General features: G+C 68.3%; 18 protein-coding genes. 8 read left to right on the forward strand and 10 right to left on the reverse strand.

Annotation, left to right across the window (positions count from 1 at the left end; all coding sequences use genetic code 11):
- From ABNT58_RS17865 to gabT, 6 genes are all read right to left on the reverse strand, one after another.
- Nucleotides 1-429: arginase family protein (locus tag ABNT58_RS17865; protein ID WP_348754794.1), on the reverse strand; the 429-nt coding region annotated here is incomplete at its 3' end.
- Between the two features lie 11 nt (nt 430-440).
- Nucleotides 441-1,259, reverse strand: coding sequence for an ABC transporter permease (locus ABNT58_RS17870; RefSeq protein ID WP_348754795.1), 819 nt, complete (start codon nt 1,257-1,259; stop codon nt 441-443).
- 2 nt (nt 1,260-1,261) lie between these two features.
- Entirely contained in the window at nt 1,262-2,509 is a 1,248-nt protein-coding gene (locus ABNT58_RS17875) for an ABC transporter permease (protein ID WP_348754796.1), read from the reverse strand.
- Between the two features lie 14 nt (nt 2,510-2,523).
- Nucleotides 2,524-3,555: an ABC transporter substrate-binding protein gene (locus ABNT58_RS17880; protein ID WP_348754797.1), complete on the reverse strand. Its 1,032-nt coding sequence runs from the start codon at nt 3,553-3,555 to the stop codon at nt 2,524-2,526.
- A 44-nt stretch (nt 3,556-3,599) separates the two neighbouring features.
- Entirely contained in the window at nt 3,600-4,772 is a 1,173-nt protein-coding gene (locus ABNT58_RS17885) for an ABC transporter ATP-binding protein (RefSeq protein WP_348754798.1), read from the reverse strand.
- 8 nt (nt 4,773-4,780) lie between these two features.
- Nucleotides 4,781-6,100, reverse strand: coding sequence for a 4-aminobutyrate--2-oxoglutarate transaminase (gene gabT / locus ABNT58_RS17890; RefSeq protein WP_348754799.1), 1,320 nt, complete (start codon nt 6,098-6,100; stop codon nt 4,781-4,783).
- A 138-nt stretch (nt 6,101-6,238) separates the two neighbouring features.
- Between gabT and ABNT58_RS17895 the strand changes: the two genes are divergently transcribed.
- The 6 genes from ABNT58_RS17895 (at nt 6,239) to dut (ending at nt 12,962) form a co-directional block, all read left to right on the forward strand.
- Complete coding sequence (locus tag ABNT58_RS17895) at nt 6,239-7,660, forward strand: PLP-dependent aminotransferase family protein (protein ID WP_348754800.1); 1,422 nt, start codon at nt 6,239-6,241, stop codon at nt 7,658-7,660.
- Between the two features lie 18 nt (nt 7,661-7,678).
- Complete coding sequence (alaS, locus tag ABNT58_RS17900) at nt 7,679-10,402, forward strand: alanine--tRNA ligase (RefSeq protein ID WP_348754801.1); 2,724 nt, start codon at nt 7,679-7,681, stop codon at nt 10,400-10,402.
- Nucleotides 10,403-10,654: 252 nt separating this feature from the next.
- Complete coding sequence (locus ABNT58_RS17905) at nt 10,655-10,867, forward strand: AbrB/MazE/SpoVT family DNA-binding domain-containing protein (protein WP_348754802.1); 213 nt, start codon at nt 10,655-10,657, stop codon at nt 10,865-10,867.
- A 14-nt stretch (nt 10,868-10,881) separates the two neighbouring features.
- On the forward strand, nt 10,882-11,253 hold the full coding sequence (locus tag ABNT58_RS17910; protein WP_348754803.1) for a type II toxin-antitoxin system VapC family toxin: 372 nt from the start codon (nt 10,882-10,884) through the stop codon (nt 11,251-11,253).
- Nucleotides 11,254-11,289: 36 nt separating this feature from the next.
- Nucleotides 11,290-12,516 (forward strand): bifunctional phosphopantothenoylcysteine decarboxylase/phosphopantothenate--cysteine ligase CoaBC, encoded by a 1,227-nt coding sequence (gene coaBC, locus ABNT58_RS17915; RefSeq protein WP_348754804.1) that lies wholly within the window; start codon nt 11,290-11,292, stop codon nt 12,514-12,516.
- Nucleotides 12,513-12,962, forward strand: coding sequence for a dUTP diphosphatase (dut, locus tag ABNT58_RS17920; RefSeq protein WP_348754805.1), 450 nt, complete (start codon nt 12,513-12,515; stop codon nt 12,960-12,962). The genes coaBC and dut overlap by 4 nt, the downstream gene beginning before the upstream one ends.
- A gap of 19 nt (nt 12,963-12,981) precedes the next feature.
- Here the strand turns inward: dut and ABNT58_RS17925 are convergent, their stop codons facing one another.
- Nucleotides 12,982-13,506, reverse strand: a complete 525-nt coding sequence (locus tag ABNT58_RS17925; RefSeq protein WP_348754806.1) for a peptidylprolyl isomerase — start codon at nt 13,504-13,506, stop codon at nt 12,982-12,984.
- A 58-nt stretch (nt 13,507-13,564) separates the two neighbouring features.
- Here ABNT58_RS17925 and ABNT58_RS17930 point away from each other — a divergent pair, with 58 nt between their 5' ends.
- The gene (locus ABNT58_RS17930) at nt 13,565-14,728 is read left to right on the forward strand and encodes a cupin domain-containing protein (RefSeq protein WP_348754807.1); all 1,164 of its coding nucleotides are present in this window, start codon (nt 13,565-13,567) and stop codon (nt 14,726-14,728) included.
- Nucleotides 14,729-15,265: 537 nt separating this feature from the next.
- On the opposite strand, the gene ABNT58_RS17935 is transcribed toward ABNT58_RS17930, so the two are convergent.
- Nucleotides 15,266-15,712 (reverse strand): DUF192 domain-containing protein, encoded by a 447-nt coding sequence (locus ABNT58_RS17935; RefSeq protein WP_348754808.1) that lies wholly within the window; start codon nt 15,710-15,712, stop codon nt 15,266-15,268.
- A gap of 142 nt (nt 15,713-15,854) precedes the next feature.
- Between ABNT58_RS17935 and icd the strand changes: the two genes are divergently transcribed.
- A complete protein-coding gene (gene icd, locus ABNT58_RS17940; protein WP_348754809.1) occupies nt 15,855-17,108 on the forward strand; it encodes an NADP-dependent isocitrate dehydrogenase in 1,254 nt (417 codons plus the stop codon).
- A gap of 145 nt (nt 17,109-17,253) precedes the next feature.
- Here the strand turns inward: icd and ABNT58_RS17945 are convergent, their stop codons facing one another.
- Together ABNT58_RS17945 and ABNT58_RS17950 are read right to left on the reverse strand one after the other, a co-directional pair.
- Nucleotides 17,254-17,919 (reverse strand): PEP-CTERM sorting domain-containing protein, encoded by a 666-nt coding sequence (locus tag ABNT58_RS17945; protein ID WP_348754810.1) that lies wholly within the window; start codon nt 17,917-17,919, stop codon nt 17,254-17,256.
- Between the two features lie 33 nt (nt 17,920-17,952).
- Entirely contained in the window at nt 17,953-20,148 is a 2,196-nt protein-coding gene (locus ABNT58_RS17950) for a PhoX family phosphatase (RefSeq protein WP_348754811.1), read from the reverse strand.
- Nucleotides 20,149-20,151: the final 3 nt, after the last annotated feature.

A 20,151-nucleotide genomic window follows, 5' to 3' on the forward strand; every position in this document is an offset into this window, starting at 1 on the left:
CACCGGGCCATGGCGCTCGGCCATGGTGCGCAGAATGGGCAGCGCGATGGTGTGGTCGCCGCCGAGCGTCAGCGGTATGCAGCCGGCGGCCAGCACCGGGCGGTAGAAGTCGGTGATGAGGTCCACCGACTTGGTCAGCGAGTAGGTGTTGATGGGCACGTCGCCCAGGTCGGCCACCTGCAGGCTGTCGAAGGGCGCGGCGCCGGTGGCCATGTTGTAGGGCCGGATCAGCGCCGATTCGGCGCGGATCTGCCGCGGGCCGAAGCGGGTGCCCGGCCGGTGGCTGGTGCCGATGTCCAGCGGCACGCCGATGAAGGCGGCGTTCAGGCCCACGGGGCTGGTGGCCATGGGCAGCCGCATCATGCTGGCCAGGCCGCCGAAGCGCGGCATCGCATTGCCGCCCAGCGGCTGGTTAAAGGAGTCGCTCATCGTCAGACTGCTCAAGCGCGGCGGCCGCGGATCCACTCCAGCACACCCAGCAGCGAGGTGGTGAACAGGATCAGCAGCGTGGCCACCGCGGCGATGGTGGGCGAGATGTTCTCGCGGATGCCGTTGAACATCTGCCGTGGCAGGGTCAGCTGTTCGGGTCCGGCCAGGAACAGCGCTACCACCACTTCATCGAACGAAGTGGCAAACGCGAACAGCGCGCCCGAGATCACGCCCGGCGCGATGACCGGCAGCGTGATGCGGAAGAAGGTGCGCATCGGCGTTTCGCCCAGGCCCAGGCTGGCGCGCACCAGGTTGTGGTCGAAGCCCTGCAGCGTGGCCAGCACGGTGGTGAGCACAAACGGCGCACCCAGCGCGGCATGCACGACGATCAGGCCCACATAGCTGTCGGCCAGGCCCAGCGGCGCGAAGAACAGGTAGGTGCTGACGCCCACCACCACGATGGGCACCACCATCGGCGCGATCAGCAGGCTCATCAAGAGCCCCTTGAACGGAAAGCTGGTGCGCGCCAGCCCCACCGCGGCGGTGGTGCCCAGCACGGTGGCGATCAGAGTGGCCGCAGGGGCCACGATGAAGCTGTTCTTCGCGGCGCGGGCCCATTCTTCAGAGGCGAAGAGGTTCTCGTACCACTTGAGCGACCAGCCGTGGATCGGGTAGACGAGGAAGGAGCTGTCGCTGAACGACAGCGGCATGATCACCAGGATGGGCGCCAGCAGATACACCAGCACCGCCACGCAGAAGAGGCGCAGCCCCCACCAGCCGGCCTTGTCGAGCGGCGTGGCGTAGGCGGGAAAGTCGGGCAGCAGCTTCATGGTCAACCCAGGCTCAGTTCAGACTTGGTGATGCGGCGGTACACCGCATACAGCACGAGCGTGGCGGCCAGCAGCATCGCGCCCAGCGCGCAGGCCATGCCCCAGTTCACGTTCACGTTGGTGTACTGGGCGATGTAGTAGCTCAGCATCTGGTCGTCGGGGCCGCCCAACAGCGCCGGCGTCACGTAGTAGCCGATGGCCAGGATGAACACCAGCAGCCCGCCGGCGCCGATGCCGGGGTAGGTCTGCGGCACGTACACCCGGAAGAAGGCGGCCAGCGGCGTGCTGCCCATCGACACCGCAGCGCGCTGGTAGGTGGGCGGCACGCTCTTCATCACGCTGTACAGCGGCAGGATCATGAAGGGCAGCAGGATGTGCGTCATCGACACCAGCACGCCGGTGCGGTTGAACAGCAGCTGCAGCGGCTTGTCGATCAGGTGCAGCGCTGCCAGCGCATGGTTGACCAGGCCTTCGGACTGCAGCAGCACGATCCAGGCGGCCATGCGCACCAGGATGCTGGTCCAGAAGGGCACCAGCACCAGGATCATCAGCAGGTTGGCCTGGCGGGCACTGAGCGTGCTGAGCCAGTAGGCCAGCGGGTAGCCCAGCAGCAGGCACAGCAGCGTGACCACCAGGCTGATCTGGAAGGTGCGCAGCAGGATGCCGCCGAAAGCGCGCTGCTCGGGCGCCATGCGCTCGATGTGGCCGTTGGCATCGCGCTGCAGGTCGACCGAAGCCAGCAGGTAGTCGGGCGTCCAGCGCTCGCCGTTCTTGGCAATGGCCTGCCAGTACTTGGCTTCGCTCCAGCGCTCGTCCAGCGCCAGCAGTTCGGTGCGGGCGTTGCTGCCGGCGGGCAGCGGCATCGCCTTGTAGGTGTTCATCACCAGCGAGCGGGCGCCCGGCTCGGCGCTGTTGAGCCGGCGCGCCAGCGCGCCGGCATCCGAGCGGTCGGGCAGGGCGGCCAGGTCGGCCGCCATCGCCGCGAAGGCCGCCTCGGGCGGCGTGCCTTCGCGGCTCCAGCCGTCCAGCGCGGCCACGGTGCGGGGCAGCGCATTGGCCACCTCCGGGTTTTCGGCCGCGCGCTTGAGCAGCCCGGCGATCGGCACCAGGAAGGTGAGCAGCAAAAAGATGAGCAGCGGCAAGGTGAGCGCGAAGGCGCGCAGCTTGCGCTGCCGACCGGCCCGCGCCAGCTGCCGCTGCAGCGATCGGGGATCGGCGGGGCCGGTCAGCGGCAGGGCGGAGGCGGTCATGCGGGGCTACCGGTTCAGTTGGTGGACCAGGCGGCGAAGCGCTTTTCCAGGTCCTCGCCCTGGTCGGCCCAGAACTTGAAGTTGAACTGCAGCGCGTCCTTGGCGTTGGCGGCCGAGGTGGGCAGGTTGGCCTGCACGCCGGCGTCCAGCTTGGCCATCGCCTTGGTGTTGGTGGGACCGTAGGCGATGTTCTTCGCGTACTCGGCCTGCGCGTCGGCCGTGGTGGCGAAGGCGATGAACTTCATCGACGCTTCCTTGTTGGGCGCGCCCTTGGGGATCACCCAGTGGTCCAGGTCGTAGATGCCGCCGGTCCAGCCGATCTTGAGGTTCTTGCCTTCGCGGTTGGCGGCGTCGATGCGGCCGTTGTAGACGGTGCTCATCACCACGTCGCCGGCCACCAGGAACTGCGGCGGCTGGGCGCCGGCTTCCCACCACTGGATGGCGGGCTTGAGCTCTGTCAGCTTCTTGAAGGCGCGCTCGGCGCCTTCCTTGGTGCCCAGCACCTTGTACACGTCGGCCGACTTCACGCCATCGGCCATCAGCGCGAATTCGAGGTTGTAGCGCGCGCCCTTGCGCATGCCGCGCTTGCCCGGGAATTTCTTGGTGTCCCAGAAGTCGGCCCAGGTCTTGGGGCCGTCCTTGAGCTTGTCGCCGTTCCAGGCCATCACCGTGGACCAGACGAACACGCCCACGCCGCATTCGCTCACCGCGGCGGGCAGGAAGCTCTCCTTGCCGCCCAGCTTGCTGTAGTCCATCTTCTCGAACAGGCCTTCGTCGCAGCCGCGGGCCACGTCGGGCGATTCGACCTCCACCACGTCCCAGGTGACCTTCTTGGTCTCGACCATGGCCTTGACCTTGGCCTGCTCACCGTTGTATTCCACCGCGATGACCTTGGTGCCGGTGGCCTTCTCGAAGGGCTCGTAGTAGGCCTTCTTCTGCGCGTTGGCATTGGCGCCGCCGAAGTTGACGACGGTGATCTGCTGCTGGGCCAGCGCCGGCAGGGCGCACAGCGCGGACAGGGCGAGGACGAGGGTCTTCAGTTGCATGGTGCAGTTCTCGGTGGTCGAACGGGGAAGGAAGGAGTGCGGGCTCAGGCGTAGACGCGGGTCAGCGCCTGCGGGAATTCGAGCCAGACGTGGTCGCCCGCGGCCGGCACCGCGGGCGCGGACAGCGGCAGCTTGACGGCGGCCTCATGCCGGCCGTCGGCGCCCACGCCGCACAGCAGCCGCAGGTGGTCGCCGAAGTACACGATGCTGCGCACCTGGGCGCGCAGCAGGTTGGCGGCACCGCCTGCGGGCGGTGCGGCATGCACCCCGATGCGTTCGGGGCGGATGCCCACCATCACCTCGGCGCCCTGTGTCGCGGCATTGACGTTGATGCCGGTGAGCACCGTGCCGTCGGCCATCACCGCACTGCAGCGATCGCCACGGCCATCGGCGCCGGTGGTGCGCAGCGTGGCCGGCAGCATGGTGCCGTCGCCGATGAAGCTGGCCACGAAGCGGTTGGCCGGCTGCTCGTACATGGTGTCGGCCGGGGCGATCTGCTGGATGACGCCGTTGTTGAACACCGCCACCCGGTCGCTCATGGTCAGCGCCTCGCCCTGGTCGTGGGTGACGAAGACGAAGGTGACGCCGAGTTGTCTATGCAACTCCTTCAGCTCGATCTGCATGTGCTCGCGCAGCTGCTTGTCGAGCGCGCCCAGCGGTTCGTCCATCAGCACCAGCTGCGGCTCGAACACCAGTGCGCGGGCCAGGGCCACGCGCTGCTGCTGGCCACCCGACAGCTGCGACGGGTAGCGGCCCGCCATGCCCTGCAGCCGCACCATGGTCAGCGCCCGCTCCACCCGCTGGGCCTGCTCGGCTTTGGGTACACGGCGCACCGTCAGCGGGTAGGCCACGTTGTCGCCCACCGTCATGTGCGGAAACAGCGCGTAGTTCTGGAACACCATGCCGAAATTGCGCTTGTGCGGCGGGGTGCGGGTGATGGGCTTGCGGTCGAGCAGGATCTCGCCGGCGGTGGGCGACTCGAAGCCGGCCAGCATCATCAGCGTGGTGGTCTTGCCCGAGCCCGAGGGGCCCAGCAGCGTCAGGAACTCGCCGCGGCGGATGTCCAGGTCGAGCTTGCGCACCACCAGGTTCACGCCGTCGTAGGTCTTTTGCACGCCGACAAAGCTGACCAGCGGCTCGGCAGGGAAGGTGGCGGCGCGCAGGCCGCCGGCGGGCGCGGCCTGGCTGGCGGCGGGGGGTTCGGCGAGGGTGGTCATGGCGATGTTCAAGCCACGGCGGCGAAGCTGTCGGCCAGCACCTGCAGGCCTTCGTCGATCAGCGCGTCCGACGCGGTCAGCGGCACCAGGATGCGGATCACGTTGCCGTAGCTGCCGCAGGACAGCAGCACCAAGCCGCGGCGGGCGGCTTCGCGCACCACGCGGGCGGTCAGGTCGGCGTCGGGCTGGTGCACGTCGCCGTCCTTGCCCAGCTCCAGCGCCACCATGGCGCCCAGGCCGCGCACGTCCACCACCGCCGGCACCTTGGCCGCGATGGCGCGCAGGCCGGCGCGCAGTCGCTCGCCCAGCGCCTGGCTGCGCTGCAGCAGTTGCTCCTGCTCGAACACTTCCAGCACCGCCAGCGCGGCGGCGCAGCCGATCGGGCTGCCGGCATAGGTGCCGCCCAGGCCGCCGGGGCCGGGTGCGTCCATCACGTCGGCGCGGCCGATGACGGCGGAGATCGGGAAGCCGCCGGCCATCGACTTGGCGCTGGTGATCAGGTCGGGCGCCACCGGCCATTGCTCGCACGCGAACCAGGTCCCGGTGCGGCCGGCGCCGGTCTGCACCTCGTCGGCGATCAGCAAGATGCCGTGCTGGTCGGCCAGCGCGCGCAGCCCGGCCACGAAGGCGGCCGGTGCCTCGTAGAAGCCGCCTTCGCCCTGCACCGGCTCGACGATGAAGGCCGCCACGCGCTCGGGCTCGATGTCGTTCTTGAACAGCAGCGCCACCGAAGCCAGCGCGTCTTCCACGCTCACGCCGTGCAGCGGGTTGGGGAAGAGGGCATGGAACACCTCGCCCGGGAAGGGGCCGAAGCCGGTCTTGTACGGGGCCACCTTGCCGGTCAGGCCCAGCGTCATCACGGTGCGGCCGTGGTAGCCGCCGGTAAACGCAATGACGCCCGGCCGCTTGGTGTAGCTGCGGGCGATCTTGACGGCGTTTTCCACCGCCTCGGCGCCGGTGGACAGGAACAGCGTCTTCTTGGCGCCTTCGCCCGGGGCCAGCGCGGCCAGGCGCTCAGCCAGTTCCACGTAGGGTTCGTAGGCCACCACCTGGAAGCAGGTGTGGGTGTACAGGTCGAGTTGGGCCTTGACCGCCTCGATGATGCGCGGGTGGCAGTGGCCGGTGTTCAGCACCGCGATGCCGCCGGCGAAGTCGATGTAGCGCTTGCCTTCCACGTCCCAGAACTCGGCGTTCTCGGCGCGGGCGATGAAGATCTCGTGCGCCTGGCCCACGCCGCGCGGCACGGCGGCGCGGCGGCGGGCCATCAGGGCCGCGTTGGTGGCGGCGGGCTGCGCCAGGGACGTGATCAGGTCGGGTTCGCTGTGCATGGTCTTCTCGCAGCAGGGCGGGGGGTGTGCGTGACTTTAGGCACGGCCCGCGGCGAATACCATGTACATCGTGTCATCGTCGGCAGAGCACTGTGCTGGCGGTACGCCCCATACACACTGTCCCCAATACGGTGCACCGTGATCACCCTGAATCCTGAATCGCGAACGCCGCTGGTCACGCAGATCGTCGACGGCTTCCGGCAACTGATCACCGAGCAGACGCTGCGCGGCGGCGCCAAGCTGCCCTCCATCCGCGCGCTGGCGGCGGCGCATTCCATCAGCGTCTTCACCGTGGTGGAAGCCTACGACCGCCTGGTGGCCCAGGGCTGGGTGGTATCGCGCTCCAACGCGGGCTTTTTCGTCAAGCGCCGCGCCACCGACGCCGCCGCGCCGGCGCAGGCCGAGCCCGAGAGCGCCGACCTGCGCTTCGACGCGCGCTGGTACCTGCGCCACATCTTCGAGAGCCGCAACCTCGAACTCAGGCCCGGCTGCGGCTGGCTGCCCAATGGCTGGCTGTTCGAAGAAGGCGTGCGCCGCAGCCTGCGCCAGCTGGCCAGCGAAGGCGTGGAGCTGGGCGGCTACGGCCTGCCGCACGGCCACATGGCGCTGCGGGTGCTGATCGCCGAATCGCTGGCCGAGCGCGAGGTGACGGCCACCGCCGGGCAGATCCTGCTCACCCAGGGCTCCAGCCAGGCCTTCGACCTGGTGGCGCGCGGCCTGGTGCGCCCCGGCGACACGGTGATGGTGGACGACCCCGGCTACCCCAACCTGATGTTCATGCTGCGCTTTCTGGGCGCGCGGCTGGTGGGCGTGCCGCGTGCGCCGGGCGGCTACGACCTGGCCGCCTTCGAGGAGCTGCTGGTGGCGCACCGGCCCAAGGTGTTTTTCACCCAGCCGCGGCTGCAAAGCCCCACCAACTCGGTCGCGCCGGTGGCGCAGCTGTTCCAGCTGCTCAAGCTGGCCGACCAGCACGGCCTGACGGTGGTGGAAAACGACATCTACGCCGACCTCGACCCCGAGCAGCGCCCCTCGCTGGCCAGCCTGGACCAGTTGCGGCGGGTGGTGTACGTGGGCAGCTATTCCAAGACCATCTCGCCCAACATCCGCGTGGGCTACCTGGCCGCGCGTGGCGAGCTGCTGGAGGACCTGGCGCAGCTGAAGATGGTCTCGGGCTTGACCTCGTCCGACATCACCGAGCGCCTGGCCTTCGGCGCGCTGTGCGAAGGCCGCTGGCGCAAGCACCTGAAAAGCCTGCGCGACCGGCTGGCACAGGCGCACGAGGGCGTGGCCCGGCGCCTCACCGAACTGGGCTTCGAGCTGTTCAGCGAACCCAAGGCCGGCATGTACCTGTGGGCCCGCCACCCCGACCTGACCGATTGCATCGAGCTGTCGCAGCAGGCGGCCACGATGGGCATCCTGCTGGGCCCCGGCCACCTGTTCCTGGCCGAGCCGCGGCCCACCGGCTGGCTGCGCTTCAACGTCGCCTTCAGCGACGACGAACGGCTCTACCGTTTCCTCGACCAGCAGATACGACTCCACCACCCGGGCGCTGCCGCCTGAACGGATAAAATTTACAAGATGAAAGCCTCCGACATCCGCGCCACGTTCCTGAAGTTCTTTGAATCGAAGGGGCACACCATCGTGGCCTCCAGCCCGGTGGTGCCGGGCGACGATCCGACGCTGCTGTTCACCAACGCCGGCATGAACCAGTTCAAGGACGTGTTCCTGGGCTTCGACAAGCGGCCGTACAGCCGTGCCACCACCGCGCAGAAGTGCATCCGCGCCGGCGGCAAGCACAACGACCTGGAAAACGTCGGCTACACCGCGCGCCACCACACCTTCTTCGAGATGCTGGGCAACTTCAGCTTCGGCGACTACTTCAAGAAGGACGCGATCAGTTACGCCTGGGAGCTGCTGACCGAGCATTTCAAGCTGCCCAAGGACAAGCTCTGGGTCACCGTCTACTCCGAGGACGACGAGGCCTACGAGATCTGGAACAAGGTGGTGGGCGTGCCCGCCGAGCGCATCGTGCGCATCGGCGACAACAAGGGCGGCCGCTACATGTCCGACAACTTCTGGATGATGGGCGACACCGGCCCCTGCGGCCCGTGCACCGAGATCTTCTACGACCACGGCCCGGAGATCGCCGGTGGCCCCCCGGGCAGCCCCGATGAAGACGGCGACCGTTACATCGAGATCTGGAACAACGTCTTCATGCAGTTCAACCGCACCGAAGACGGTGTGATGCATCCGCTGCCCAAGCCCAGCGTCGACACCGGCATGGGCCTGGAGCGCGTGACCGCGGTGCTGCAGCATGTGCACAGCAACTACGAGATCGATCTCTTCGTGGCGCTGCTGGCCGCGGCCAAGCAGGCCGTGGATCATGCGGCCCCCAAGCTAGCCGCTGGCGCGGCGTCGCTACCCCCCGAGGGGGCTGACGCTGGCTTGGGGCGGCCCGGCGCCAGCGCCGCCGGTGCCGGCGGCTGTGACCAGAACAGCCCGAGCCTGAAGGTCATCGCCGACCACATCCGCGCCTGCTCCTTCACCGTGGCCGATGGCGTGATCCCCGGCAATGAAGGCCGCGGCTACGTGCTGCGCCGCATCGCCCGCCGCGGCATCCGCCATGGTTACAAGCTGGGCGCCCGCAAGCCCTTCTTCCACACCCTGGTGCCCGCGCTGGTCGAGCAGATGGGCGAGCCCTACCCCGAGCTGCGCCAGCAGCAGGCCCGCATCACCGAGGTGCTGAAGCAGGAGGAAGAGCGCTTCTTCCAGACCATCGCCAACGGCATGGAAATCCTGGATACGGCGCTGGCCAAGCTGCAGGCCCAGGGCGGCGGCGCACTGGATGGCGAACTGGCCTTCAAGCTGCACGACACCTACGGCTTTCCGCTCGACCTGACGGCCGACGTCTGCCGCGAGCGTGGCCTGTCGGTGGACAACGCCGGCTTCGACGCCGCGATGAGCCGCCAGCGCGAGCAGGCGCGCGCCGCCGGCAAGTTCAAGATGCAGGCCGGCCTGGAGTACAGCGGCGCGCCCACCACCTTCCACGGCTACGACGTGCTGCTGCACGAAACGGCCACCGTCACGGCGGTGTACGTGGACGGCACGCCGGTGGACTCGGCCCGCGCCGGTGACGACGCGGTGATCGTGCTCGACCACACGCCGTTCTACGCCGAAAGCGGCGGCCAGCATGGCGACACCGGCGAGCTGCGCAACGCCACCAGCCGCGTGCTGGTGGAAGACACGCTGAAGATCCAGGCCGACGTGTACGGCCACCATGGCCGCATCGTCGAAGGCGAGATCAAGGTGGGCGACGTGCTCACCGCCCGTGTCGATGCCGAGCGCCGCGCCAAGACCATCCGCAACCACAGCGCCACCCACCTGATGCACAAGGCCCTGCGCGAGGTGCTGGGCAGCCATGTGCAGCAGAAGGGCTCGCTGGTCACCGCCGACCGCACGCGCTTCGACTTCGCGCACAACGCGCCGCTGACGGCCGAGCAGATTGCGCAGGTCGAGGCCATCGTCAATGCCGAGATCCTGGCCAATGCCGACACGCAGGCCCGCAGCATGGGCATCGAAGAAGCGCAGAAGCTGGGCGCGATGATGCTGTTCGGCGAGAAGTACGGCGACACCGTGCGCGTGCTGGACATCGGCAGCAGCCGCGAGCTGTGCGGCGGCACCCACGTGCGCCGCACCGGCGACATCGGCCTGTTCAAGATCGTCGCCGAAAGCGGCGTGGCCGCCGGCATCCGCCGCGTGGAAGCCGTGACCGGCGACAACGCGCTGGCCTATCTGCAAGGCCTGGAGCACACCGTCGACCGCCTGGCCGCCACGCTCAAGGTGACGCCCACCGAAGTGGGCACGCGCGTGAATGCGGTGCTCGACCAGGTGCGCAGCCTGGAGAAGGAGCTGGCCGCGCTCAAGGGCAAGCTGGCTTCGGCGCAGGGCGACGAGCTGATGTCGCAGGCGGTGGACATCAACGGCCTGAAGGTGCTGGCCGCGCGGCTGGAAGGCGCTGACGCCAAGACGCTGCGCGAGACCATGGACAAGCTCAAGGACAAGCTCAAGACCGCCGCCATCGTGCTGGCCGCGGTGGACGGCGACAAGGTGCAGCTGGCCGCCGGTGTCACCGCCGACAGCGTGGGCAAGGTCAAGGCCGGCGAGCTGGTGAACTTCGTCGCCCAGCAGGTGGGCGGCAAGGGCGGCGGCAAGCCCGACATGGCCATGGCCGGCGGCACCGACGCCAGCAAGCTGGCCGGCGCGCTGCAATCGGTGCGCGGCTGGGTGGCTGAGCGGGTCTGAGGTGGCCCCCAAGCTCGCTTTGCTCGCTGCCCCCCAGGGGGGCGCTCAGTCCCTTGGGGCGGCCCGGCGGGACTGAGGTTCGCCCCCAAGCTCGCTGCGCTCGCGTCCCCCCGAGGGGGATCTCAGACCCTTGGGGCGGCCCGGCGGGACTGAGGCCGTCTCGGAGAAGACCGTCGTCAGGTCCGCGCTGGCGCGGCTGGCGGGCGCGCTGTATTCTTACCCCATCGTCATCGATGCGATCGGGGTAAGAACATGACCGCCACCGCCACCTTGTCCAGCAAGTTCCAGATCTCCGTTCCCAAGTCCGTGCGCGAGGAACAGCACTGGCAGGCGGGGCAGGAGTTCGTCTTCATCCCCAAGGGCAAGGGCGTGCTTTTGATGCCCGTGCCCGAGCTGGCGCAACTGGCCGGCATCGCCAAGGGCGCGCGGAAGGAAGACTACCGTGATCGGGCGGACCGCTTCTGATGGCGGCTGCGCGTGTGGTCGACACCTCGGCCTGGATCGAGTGGCTGGCCGGCAGCGCCTTGGGCAAGAGGCTCGTCAAGCAGTTTCCCGACCAGACGCAATGCGTCGTGCCTACGATCGTGCAGCTCGAACTCTCGAAGTGGCTGGTTCGTGAAGTCGGTGAGGACGAGGCCGATCAGGTGATGGCCTACACGCGGAAGTGCGTCGTGGTGCCGCTGGACACCGCGATTGCTTTGCTGGCGGCGGACCTGCACCGCGAACACAAGCTGGCGACCGCCGACGCCATCGTCTACGCCACGGCGCGTCACGCCGGCGCGGACCTGCTGACCTGCGACGCGCATTTCCAGGATCTGCCGGACGTGGTCTTCTTCCCCAAGGGCACGTGACGGCGTGACAATGGGCCCAGCGGCTACAGTGCGCCCATGCCTGAACGCCAAGACCTTGCCGGCCGCCACATCCTGCTGGGGCTGTCCGGCGGCATCGCCAGCTACAAGTCGGCCGAACTGGTGCGCGAGCTGTCGCGCGCCGGGGCCACCGTGCAGGTGGTGATGACCGAAGCCGCCGAGCACTTCATCACCCCGGTGACGATGCAGGCGCTGTCCAACCGGCCTGTGGTCACCAGCCAGTGGGACGCGCGCGAGCCCAATAACATGGCGCACATCAACCTCACCCGTGAGGCGGATGCGATGCTCATTGCCCCGGCCAGCGCCGACTTCATCGCCAAGCTGGTGCAGGGCCGGGCCGACGACCTGCTGAGCCTGGCCTGCCTGGCGCGCCCCATCGATCGCTGCCCGCTGCTGGTGGCCCCGGCCATGAACCGCGAGATGTGGGCCCACCCGGCCACCCAGCGCAACGTGCGCCAGCTGGTGGCCGACGGCGCCACGCTGCTGGGCCCCGGCGCCGGCGACCAGGCCTGCGGCGAAGTGGGCGATGGCCGCATGCTGGAAGCGGTGGAGCTGTGCGAGGCGATGATCGCGTTCTTCCAGCCCAAGCTGCTGGCCGGCCGCCGCGTGCTCATCACCGCCGGGCCCACCTTCGAGCCCATCGACCCGGTGCGCGGCATCACCAACCATTCCAGCGGCAAGATGGGCTTCGCGCTGGCCCGCGCCGCGCAGGAGGCGGGCGCCCAGGTCACGCTGGTGGCCGGACCGGTGCACCTGCCCACGCCGCGCGGCGTGGCCCGGCTGGACGTGCAGACCGCCCGCCAGATGCAGGCCGCGGTGCTGCCGCTGGCGCCGCAGCACGACGTGTTCATCGCCACCGCCGCGGTGGCCGACTGGCGGCCCGACACCACCGCCGACCACAAGATCAAGAAGCAGGGCGACCGCCGCGTGCCCACGCTGGCGCTGACCGAGAACCCCGACATCCTGGCTGCGGTGGCGGCACTGCCGCAGCGGCCCTACTGCGTGGGCTTTGCCGCCGAGAGCGAGCAACTGCTGCAGCACGCCAGCGAGAAGCGGCTGCGCAAGAACATCCCGCTGATCGTCGGCAACCTGGGGCCGGCCACCTTCGGCCGCGACGACAATGCACTGCTGCTGGTGGACGAAAACGGCCACCACGACATTCCCCACGCCGACAAGCTGACGCTGGCCCGCGCCCTGGTGGGCGAGATCGCCGGCCGCCTCGGCCAGCCACACGCCCCCGCATGACCGTCATCGATGTGAAAGTGCTCGACGCCCGCATGGCCGAGCAGATGCCCGCCTACGCCACTCCCGGCAGCGCGGGGCTGGATTTGCGCGCCTGCCTGGACGCACCGCTGGTGCTGGAGCCGGGGCAGGCCGCCCTCATTCCCACCGGCCTGTCCATCCACATCGCCGACCCGGGGCTGGCCGCGATGCTGCTGCCGCGCTCGGGCCTGGGCCACAAGCACGGCATCGTGCTGGGCAACCTGGTGGGCCTGATCGACAGCGACTACCAGGGCCCGTTGATGGTGAGCTGCTGGAACCGCGGCCAGCAGGCCTACACCGTGCAGCCGATGGAGCGCATCGCGCAGATGGTCATCGTGCCGGTGGTGCAGGCCAGCTTCCGCCGCGTCGAAAGTTTCGACGCCAGCGAGCGGGGCACCGGCGGGTTCGGGTCGACTGGTACGGCCTGAGCGGGTCTGGTGCCTGTGTTCAGTGGAGGCCTGGCGCCGGTGGCGCCGAGGCCAGCACGCTGAAGGCCGACGACTCATTGACGCTGCCGGCCTCGATCTCGTCTTCGGTCGCGGCACGCACGCCGCGCACCGTCAGGTGCAGGCGCAGCGCGATGCCGGCCAGCGGATGGTTGGCGTCCAGCACCACCTGCGAGGGGTAGACCTCGGTCACGGTGTAGATGGCGTCGCCCGGCATGTCGGGCGTGGTGGCGCCTTCGGGCAAGCCTTCGAACTGCATGCCCGGCTCCACCTCGTCGGGGAACAGCGCGCGGTCTTCGAAGCACACCAGGTCGGCGTCATAGTCGCCGAAGGCATGTTCGGGCTCCAGGTGCAGATGCACTTCGTAGCCTTCGGCCTGGCCGGCGAGGGCTTCTTCCACCTTGGGCAGCAGGTCGTCACCGCCAAAGAAAAATTCGACCGGCTCATTCAGTTCGTCGATGGCCTGGCCTTGGGTGTCGGCGAGTCTCCAGGTCAGGGAGACGACGCAAGGGGCGTTGATCAGCATCGCAGGATGATGTCACAACCTGCCCAGGGCGCCGGCGGCCGGCGGCGACAATCCGCCGATGCTCATCGATCAAGCTCTGCCGCTGCTGGGCGGCCTGTCTCCCGCGCAATTCATGCGCCGCCACTGGCACAAGAAGCCGCTGCTCATCCGCCAGGCGGTGCCCGGCGTGGTGCCGCCCGTCACCCGCTCGCAGGCCTTCGAGCTGGCCGCGCGCGAAGAGGTCGAGTCGCGCCTCATCGTGCACCAGCCCCAGCCCACGGCCCGCGGCAAGATGGCCTGGAAGCTGCGCCACGGCCCCATCGCCCGCACCGCGCTGCCACCGCTGAAAACGCCCGGCTGGACCCTGTTGGTGCAAGGCCTGGACCTGCATGTGCCCGCCGCGCACGAATTGCTCAGCCGCTTCCGCTTCGTGCCCGAGGCGCGGCTGGACGACCTGATGATCTCCTACGCCACCGAAGGCGGCGGCGTGGGCCCCCACCTCGATTCGTACGACGTGTTCCTGCTGCAGGTGCAGGGCCGGCGACGCTGGCGCATCGGCCCGGTGGCCGACCGCACGCTGGTGGACGGCGTGCCATTGAAGATCCTGGCGAACTTCGAGCCGCAGCAGGAATGGGTGCTGGAGCCCGGCGACATGCTGTACCTGCCGCCGATGTGGGGCCACGACGGCGTGGCCGAAGGCGGCGAGTGCATGACCTGCTCGATCGGCTTTCGCGCCCCCAGCCGCGGCGAGATGGCGCGCGAGCTGCTGCAGCGGCTGGCCGACATCGCCGCCGATGGCGCCGACGACGAAGACCCGCGGCAAACGCGGCTGTACCGCGACCCCACGCAGCCGGCCACCAACGAGCCAGGTCGGGTGCCGCCGGCGCTGGCCGATTTCGCGGCCCAGGCCGTGCGCGAATGGCTGGCCGATCCTCAAGCCTTGGCCATGGCGGTCGGGGAAAACTTGAGCGAGCCCAAGCGCTCGGTCTGGTTCGAGCCCGGGCAGGCCCTGGCGGCAGGCGTTGCCATCGAACTCGACGCGCGCAGCAAAATGCTCTACGACGACCAGCATGTTTTCATCAACGGCGAGAGCTTTCGCGCCGGCGGCCGTGATGCCCGTCTGATGCGCCGCCTGGCGGACGATCGGCACCTGGGCGCGGCAGATGTCGCCCGTTTGAGTGCTGAAGCCGTCGGTTTGCTGTCGGAATGGGCGCAGGCGGGCTGGGTGCGCGTGGCCAGTTGAGGGGCGCAGGCGAGGCAAAGCACGCGCGGGCTCGTGTTTTGCCCCTGCGGCTTGAGGCATGAACGCCCGACAGCGGTCAGATACATCACGGTTGAGGCAATTTCGCAACGTTCGGTGGTTGCCTGCACTCGGTACCCGACCGGTCTCTAGGGAACTCCCTTACTCCTCGTATACTTGCGGGCTAGACAAAGGGACAGCTCGAGCGTTCCTTGTCTTGGGTGGCGTGCAGTTCTGTTCGCCCCATGACCAGTAATTGTTCGACATACAGATTCGAGGACACAAATGAACAAATCGCTCCTGTTGGCTGCCCTGTTTGCTGGCGTTGCCCTGACCGCTTGCGGCAAGAAGGAAGAAGCTCCGGCCCCCGCCCCGGCTCCTGTGGAAGCCCCGGCTCCGGCCCCCGCTGCTGCCCCGGCCGCCGCTGACGCTGCTTCGGCCGCTGCCGACGCCGCTTCGGCTGCTGCTACCGCTGCTTCGGCCGCCAGCAACTGATCCAGCGCGATCCGTTCTGCAAAAAGCCGCCCTCGGGCGGCTTTTTCATTTGCGGAACGGCGCGCCCGAGATCTTGGAGCCCGGCTTGATGCCACGCTTGGCGAACCAACCCTGGTTCATCTCCAGCGCGTAGCGAACCGGCTGCTCGGAGCAATGGCTGTCCAGCTTCTGCGGCTGCATGTCGGCGATGTTCACCACCGTTCCGTCATCGGCCAGGAAGGCGATGGACAGCGGCAGCAGCGTGTTCTTCATCCAGAAGCAGCGGGTGGCGCGCTGCTCGAACACAAACAGCATGCCGTCGGTGGCCGGCATCTCCTTGCGGTGCATCAGCCCGATCTGGCGCTGCTCCTCGGTCTGGGCCACTTCGGCCTTGATGTTGTACATGCCCGCGTTCAGCGGGATGCTGGGCAGGCGCTGCGGTGCGTCCTGCGCCCACGCGGCGGCGCTGGCGGCCAGCGTCAGCGCAACCGCTGCCCTTGTTGTCAGCTTCATCGGTCAAAGTCCCATGGCGGTCTGTCGATGCGCCATGGTAGCGAGGCTGGATTGCTGTCCCGCAAACCGTGGTTGACAGAGCGGCTGAACTAGAATCGTTCGCGAGTTTCCCTCCCTGTTTTCAATACCGGAGCCCCTTTTCATGTACCAGCACATCCAAGTGCCCACGGGTGGCCAGAAGATCACCGTCAATGCGGACTTCTCGCTCAATGTGCCCGACGAGCCGATCATTCCCTACATCGAGGGCGACGGCACGGGCTTCGACATCACCCCCGTGATGCTCAAGGTGGTGGACGCTGCGGTGGCCAAGGCCTACGGCGGCAAGAAGAAGATCCACTGGATGGAGGTGTACGCCGGCGAGAAGTCGACCAAGGTGTACGGCCCCGACGTGTGGCTGCCGGAAGAAACCCTGCACGCCGTGCGCGACTACGTCGTGTCGATCAAGGGCCCGCTGACCACGCCCGTGGGCGGTGGCATCCGCAGCCTGAACGTGGCGCTGCGCCAGGAGCTCGACCTGTACGTCTGCCTGCGGCCCATCCAGTACTTCAAGGGCGTGCCCAGCCCCGTGAAGGAACCGGAAAAGACCAACATGGTCATCTTCCGTGAGAACTCGGAAGACATCTACGCCGGCATCGAGTTCGAAGCCGAGAGCGACAAGGCCAAGAAGCTGATCAAGTTCCTGCAGGAAGAGTTCGGCGTCAAGAAGATCCGCTTCCCGAACACTTCGGGCATCGGCATCAAGCCGGTGTCGAAGGAAGGCACCGAGCGCCTGGTGCGCAAGGCCATCCAGTACGCCATCGACAACGACAAGCCCAGCGTCACTATCGTGCACAAGGGCAACATCATGAAGTTCACCGAAGGTGGCTTCCGTGACTGGGCCTACGCGCTGGCACAGAAGGAATTCGGCGCCGAGCTGATCGACGGCGGCCCGTGGTGCAAGTTCAAGAACCCGAAGACCGGCAAGGACATCGTGGTCAAGGACTCCATCGCCGACGCCTTCCTGCAACAGATCCTGCTGCGCCCGGCCGAGTACTCGGTGATCGCCACGCTGAACCTGAACGGCGACTACGTCTCTGACGCGCTGGCCGCGCAAGTGGGCGGCATCGGCATCGCCCCGGGCGCCAACCTGAGCGACTCGGTCGCGATGTTCGAAGCCACCCACGGCACCGCACCGAAGTACGCTGGCAAGGACTACGTGAACCCCGGTTCCGAAATCCTGTCGGCCGAAATGATGCTGCGCCACATGGGCTGGACCGAAGCGGCCGACCTGATCATCAGCTCGATGGAAAAGTCCATCGCGTCGAAGAAGGTGACGTACGACTTCGCCCGCCTGATGGAAGGCGCGACCCAGGTGTCGTGCTCGGGCTTCGGTCAGGTGATGATCGACCACATGTGATGCGCCGGCGCTGCTGACCGCAGAGTCTGTGAGGGGCCCCTGGTGCTGTGCAAGCACCAGGGGCTTTTTCATTGCTCATGCCGGTCGCCGGGCACCCTTGCCGCACCCAAAACCGGGGCGCCAGTTCGACGCCCCGGTGCTGCGATCAGCCGCGCGACTGGCGCAGACGGCGGTTCGACAGCAGACCCAGCACGCCCAGGCCGGCCAGCATCAGGGCGTAGCTCTCGGGCTCCGGCACCGGCGTGGTGACGGTCAGGTTGTCCGCCACCACGCCCACGCCCTTGAAGGCGATGGAGCGGATGTCGGCCTGCGCGCGCACGATGCCCAGGAACTGGCCTTCGTTGTAGCCATCGGCAGCGGTGTCGACGACGAAGGCGTGGGTCTCGATGATGAGGCTGTTGTCGCCGTAGGCCGTGACTTCCACGCTCAGCGGGGCGGTGCCGTACAGGTCGGCCAGCGCGTCGAAAGCGGCATGGTTGACGAAGGCGCCGGCACCACTGGACAGGCCGTTGGTGAAGGTGAAGCGCAGCTCGCCCGAGGTGCCGCCTGCGGCGAAGAAGTTGCCCACGCCCCACAGGCCGTTGTCGTACAGCACGCGGTTGTTGGCGCCTAGTTCGGCCTGGCTGTCGCCGGTGAACACGATGCCGGTGCCCACGGTGACGGGGCCGCTGGTCAGCAGGCCGTCGAAGGCTTCAAAGTCGACCGTCAGCTGCGGGCCGGCGATGGCCGCCGCGTCGGTGACGAGCGCGGCCTGCACGGGCAATGCGGCGACGGCGACCAGGGCGGCCGCGGCGATCAGTTGCAGTTTCATGGAATCTCCTTGATCGAAAAGTGGGGCGGCGCCTCAGGTGCCGATGATTCCGCCGTTGTCCTTGGTGATCACCACCACGGCTGAGCGCGGGCGACCCGCCGGCAGCGGCGTGACGCCGTCGGCTTCCACCGACCACTGGTTCTGCGGCCAGTTGGAGAACTGGGTGGGGTTGGTGTAGAGCGCGTCTTCACCCGGGTGCTGGATGCCGACGAACAGGGTCTTGCCGTCCGGCGTCATCGTGATGCCGGTGACCTCGCACTTGTTGGGGCCGGTGAGGAAGCGGCGCGTCTGGCCGGTGGCCGGATCGGCACACACCATCATGTTGCCGCCGACGTTCACGAAGTCGCCGCTGCCGTCGCCCACCTGGTCGGTCTGCACCCACAGGCGGCCGAACGGGTCGAACCACAGGCCGTCCGGTGCAGCGTAGTCGGCGCTGCCGTCCGGCGTGTCGTTGATGTTGCCGACGTAGCGGCTGGCCGGCGACTTGGCCGTGGCGGTATCGCCGGCCTGGGCGAACAGGTCCCAGGTGAAGCGCGTGGCGGTGACCGTCTTGTCCTGCTCGCGCCAGCGGATGATGTGACCGTAGACGTTGTCCGCGCGGGGGTTGGCCGCATCAACCGCGGGGCGCGCGCTGGCGGCGGTGGTCGAGCCGTCGATGGCATTGGCGCTGGGCGATGCGCTGCTGCCGCGGCGGTTGTTGTTGGTCAGGGTGCAGTACACCTCGATCTCGCTGTAGCCACCCACGCGCGGGCGCACGCCGGTCCATTCGGGGCGGTCCATCATCGTGGCGCCCACGGCGTCAGCGGCCATCCGGGTCTTGATCAGGATCTTGGCCAGCACCTCGGCGTCGTCGGCGCCGCTGAAGTTCGGGTTGTCGCGCAGCGCCACGCCGTTCACACCCACCGAGTCCGGCGTCAGCGGCAGCCAGGTGCCGGTGCCATCGGCTGCGAACCGCGCCACATACAGCGTGCCGCTGTCCAGCAGGTCCCGGTTGGCGGCCTTGTTGGTCGGGTTGAACTTGCCGGCGCAGACGAACTTGTAGATGTACTCGTTGCGCTCGTCGTCGCCCATGTAGAGGGCGACGTGGTTGTCGGCGTCCACCACATGCTGGGCGCTTTCATGCTTGAAGCGGCCCAGCGCCGTGCGCTTGACCGGCGCGGCTGACGGGTTCATCGGATCGATCTCGACCACCCAGCCGAACAGGTTCGCTTCGTTCGGGTTTTGCGCCAGGTCGAAGCGGTCGTCGGTCTCGTGCCAGCGGTAGCCGAAGCCGGCCGCCACCACGCCGTAGCGGTTGTACAGCTTGCCGATTTCGGTGTTGGTGCCGGGCAGGGGCGAGCGTGCACCGAAGTTGCCGTTCCAGTTCTCTTCGCAGGTGAGGTAGGTGCCCCAGGGCGTGCTGCCGTTGGCGCAGTTGTTGACGGTGCCATAGGCCACCGTGCCGTCGGACTGCAGGCCGGTGTCGGTGCTGCCGCTGTCGCTGATGGTGTACTTGCGGGTCTTCAGCAGTGCGTGGCCGGCGGCCGGACCACTGATGCGGCACAGGGTGTTGGCGGTGATGCGGCGGCCGTAGGGCGAGTTCTTCACCACGCTCCACTTGCCGGCGCTGCGGCGCACCTCCAGCACCGAGACGCCGTGGGCGGCCTGCGACTTGCGGGTCTTGGCGATGCTGTAGCCGGCGGCCTGGCCGTCCGGGAAGAGCAGGTCTTCGTGCGTGTACTCGTTGTTGGCGCACAGGATGCCGCGGTCGCTGAGTGCGGCGCCGGCGGTGCCTTGCAGCGGGAAGAAATGCATGCCGTCGGTGTGCATGCCGTACTGCCGGGCCTGTTGGGCTGCGGTCTCGCGAGCGTCACCGGCGAAGGCCGTGCCACCGGGCATGATCGGGTCGCCCCAGGCCACCAGCAGCTGTGCGGTGTAGCCGGTGGGCACGGTGAGCCGGTCCACCACGGCCGTGGCAGCGCCGCCCAGACTCACATTGCGGGCCCGGGTATTGGCGGGCACGTTGTCGAAGCCGATGGGCTGGGTCAGCGTCGATAGGGTGGCCGCCTGCACGGTGCTCATCAGGCCGCCCAGTGACAGACCACCGGCGGCGGCCAGCGCCCCGGCGCTGATACCGCCGCGCACGAAGCCGCGGCGGCTGAGCTCGACACGGTCGATCACGTCAAGGATGGATTCGTTCCCTGAACGGTTCAGGGACACGTCGTTCTTGGGGTGGCTATGACCCTTCATGGG

The sequence above is a fragment of the uncultured Aquincola sp. genome (genome assembly GCF_964001545.1).
Classification (GTDB): Bacteria; Pseudomonadota; Gammaproteobacteria; order Burkholderiales; family Burkholderiaceae_C; genus Aquincola.

Coding starts and splice junctions, on each gene's coding strand:
- ABNT58_RS17875 (WP_348754796.1), bottom strand. CDS start 2,509: ATGACCGCCTCCGCCCTGCCGCTGACCGGCCCCGCCGATCCCCGATCG.
- ABNT58_RS17945 (WP_348754810.1), bottom strand. CDS start 17,919: ATGAAACTGCAACTGATCGCCGCGGCCGCCCTGGTCGCCGTCGCCGCA.
- gabT (WP_348754799.1), bottom strand. CDS start 6,100: ATGCACAGCGAACCCGACCTGATCACGTCCCTGGCGCAGCCCGCCGCC.
- ABNT58_RS17880 (WP_348754797.1), bottom strand. CDS start 3,555: ATGCAACTGAAGACCCTCGTCCTCGCCCTGTCCGCGCTGTGCGCCCTG.
- ABNT58_RS17885 (WP_348754798.1), bottom strand. CDS start 4,772: ATGACCACCCTCGCCGAACCCCCCGCCGCCAGCCAGGCCGCGCCCGCC.
- alaS (WP_348754801.1), top strand. CDS start 7,679: ATGAAAGCCTCCGACATCCGCGCCACGTTCCTGAAGTTCTTTGAATCG.
- ABNT58_RS17925 (WP_348754806.1), bottom strand. CDS start 13,506: ATGCTGATCAACGCCCCTTGCGTCGTCTCCCTGACCTGGAGACTCGCC.
- icd (WP_348754809.1), top strand. CDS start 15,855: ATGTACCAGCACATCCAAGTGCCCACGGGTGGCCAGAAGATCACCGTC.
- coaBC (WP_348754804.1), top strand. CDS start 11,290: ATGCCTGAACGCCAAGACCTTGCCGGCCGCCACATCCTGCTGGGGCTG.
- ABNT58_RS17950 (WP_348754811.1), bottom strand. CDS start 20,148: ATGAAGGGTCATAGCCACCCCAAGAACGACGTGTCCCTGAACCGTTCA.
- ABNT58_RS17930 (WP_348754807.1), top strand. CDS start 13,565: ATGCTCATCGATCAAGCTCTGCCGCTGCTGGGCGGCCTGTCTCCCGCG.
- ABNT58_RS17935 (WP_348754808.1), bottom strand. CDS start 15,712: ATGAAGCTGACAACAAGGGCAGCGGTTGCGCTGACGCTGGCCGCCAGC.
- ABNT58_RS17870 (WP_348754795.1), bottom strand. CDS start 1,259: ATGAAGCTGCTGCCCGACTTTCCCGCCTACGCCACGCCGCTCGACAAG.
- ABNT58_RS17905 (WP_348754802.1), top strand. CDS start 10,655: ATGACCGCCACCGCCACCTTGTCCAGCAAGTTCCAGATCTCCGTTCCC.
- dut (WP_348754805.1), top strand. CDS start 12,513: ATGACCGTCATCGATGTGAAAGTGCTCGACGCCCGCATGGCCGAGCAG.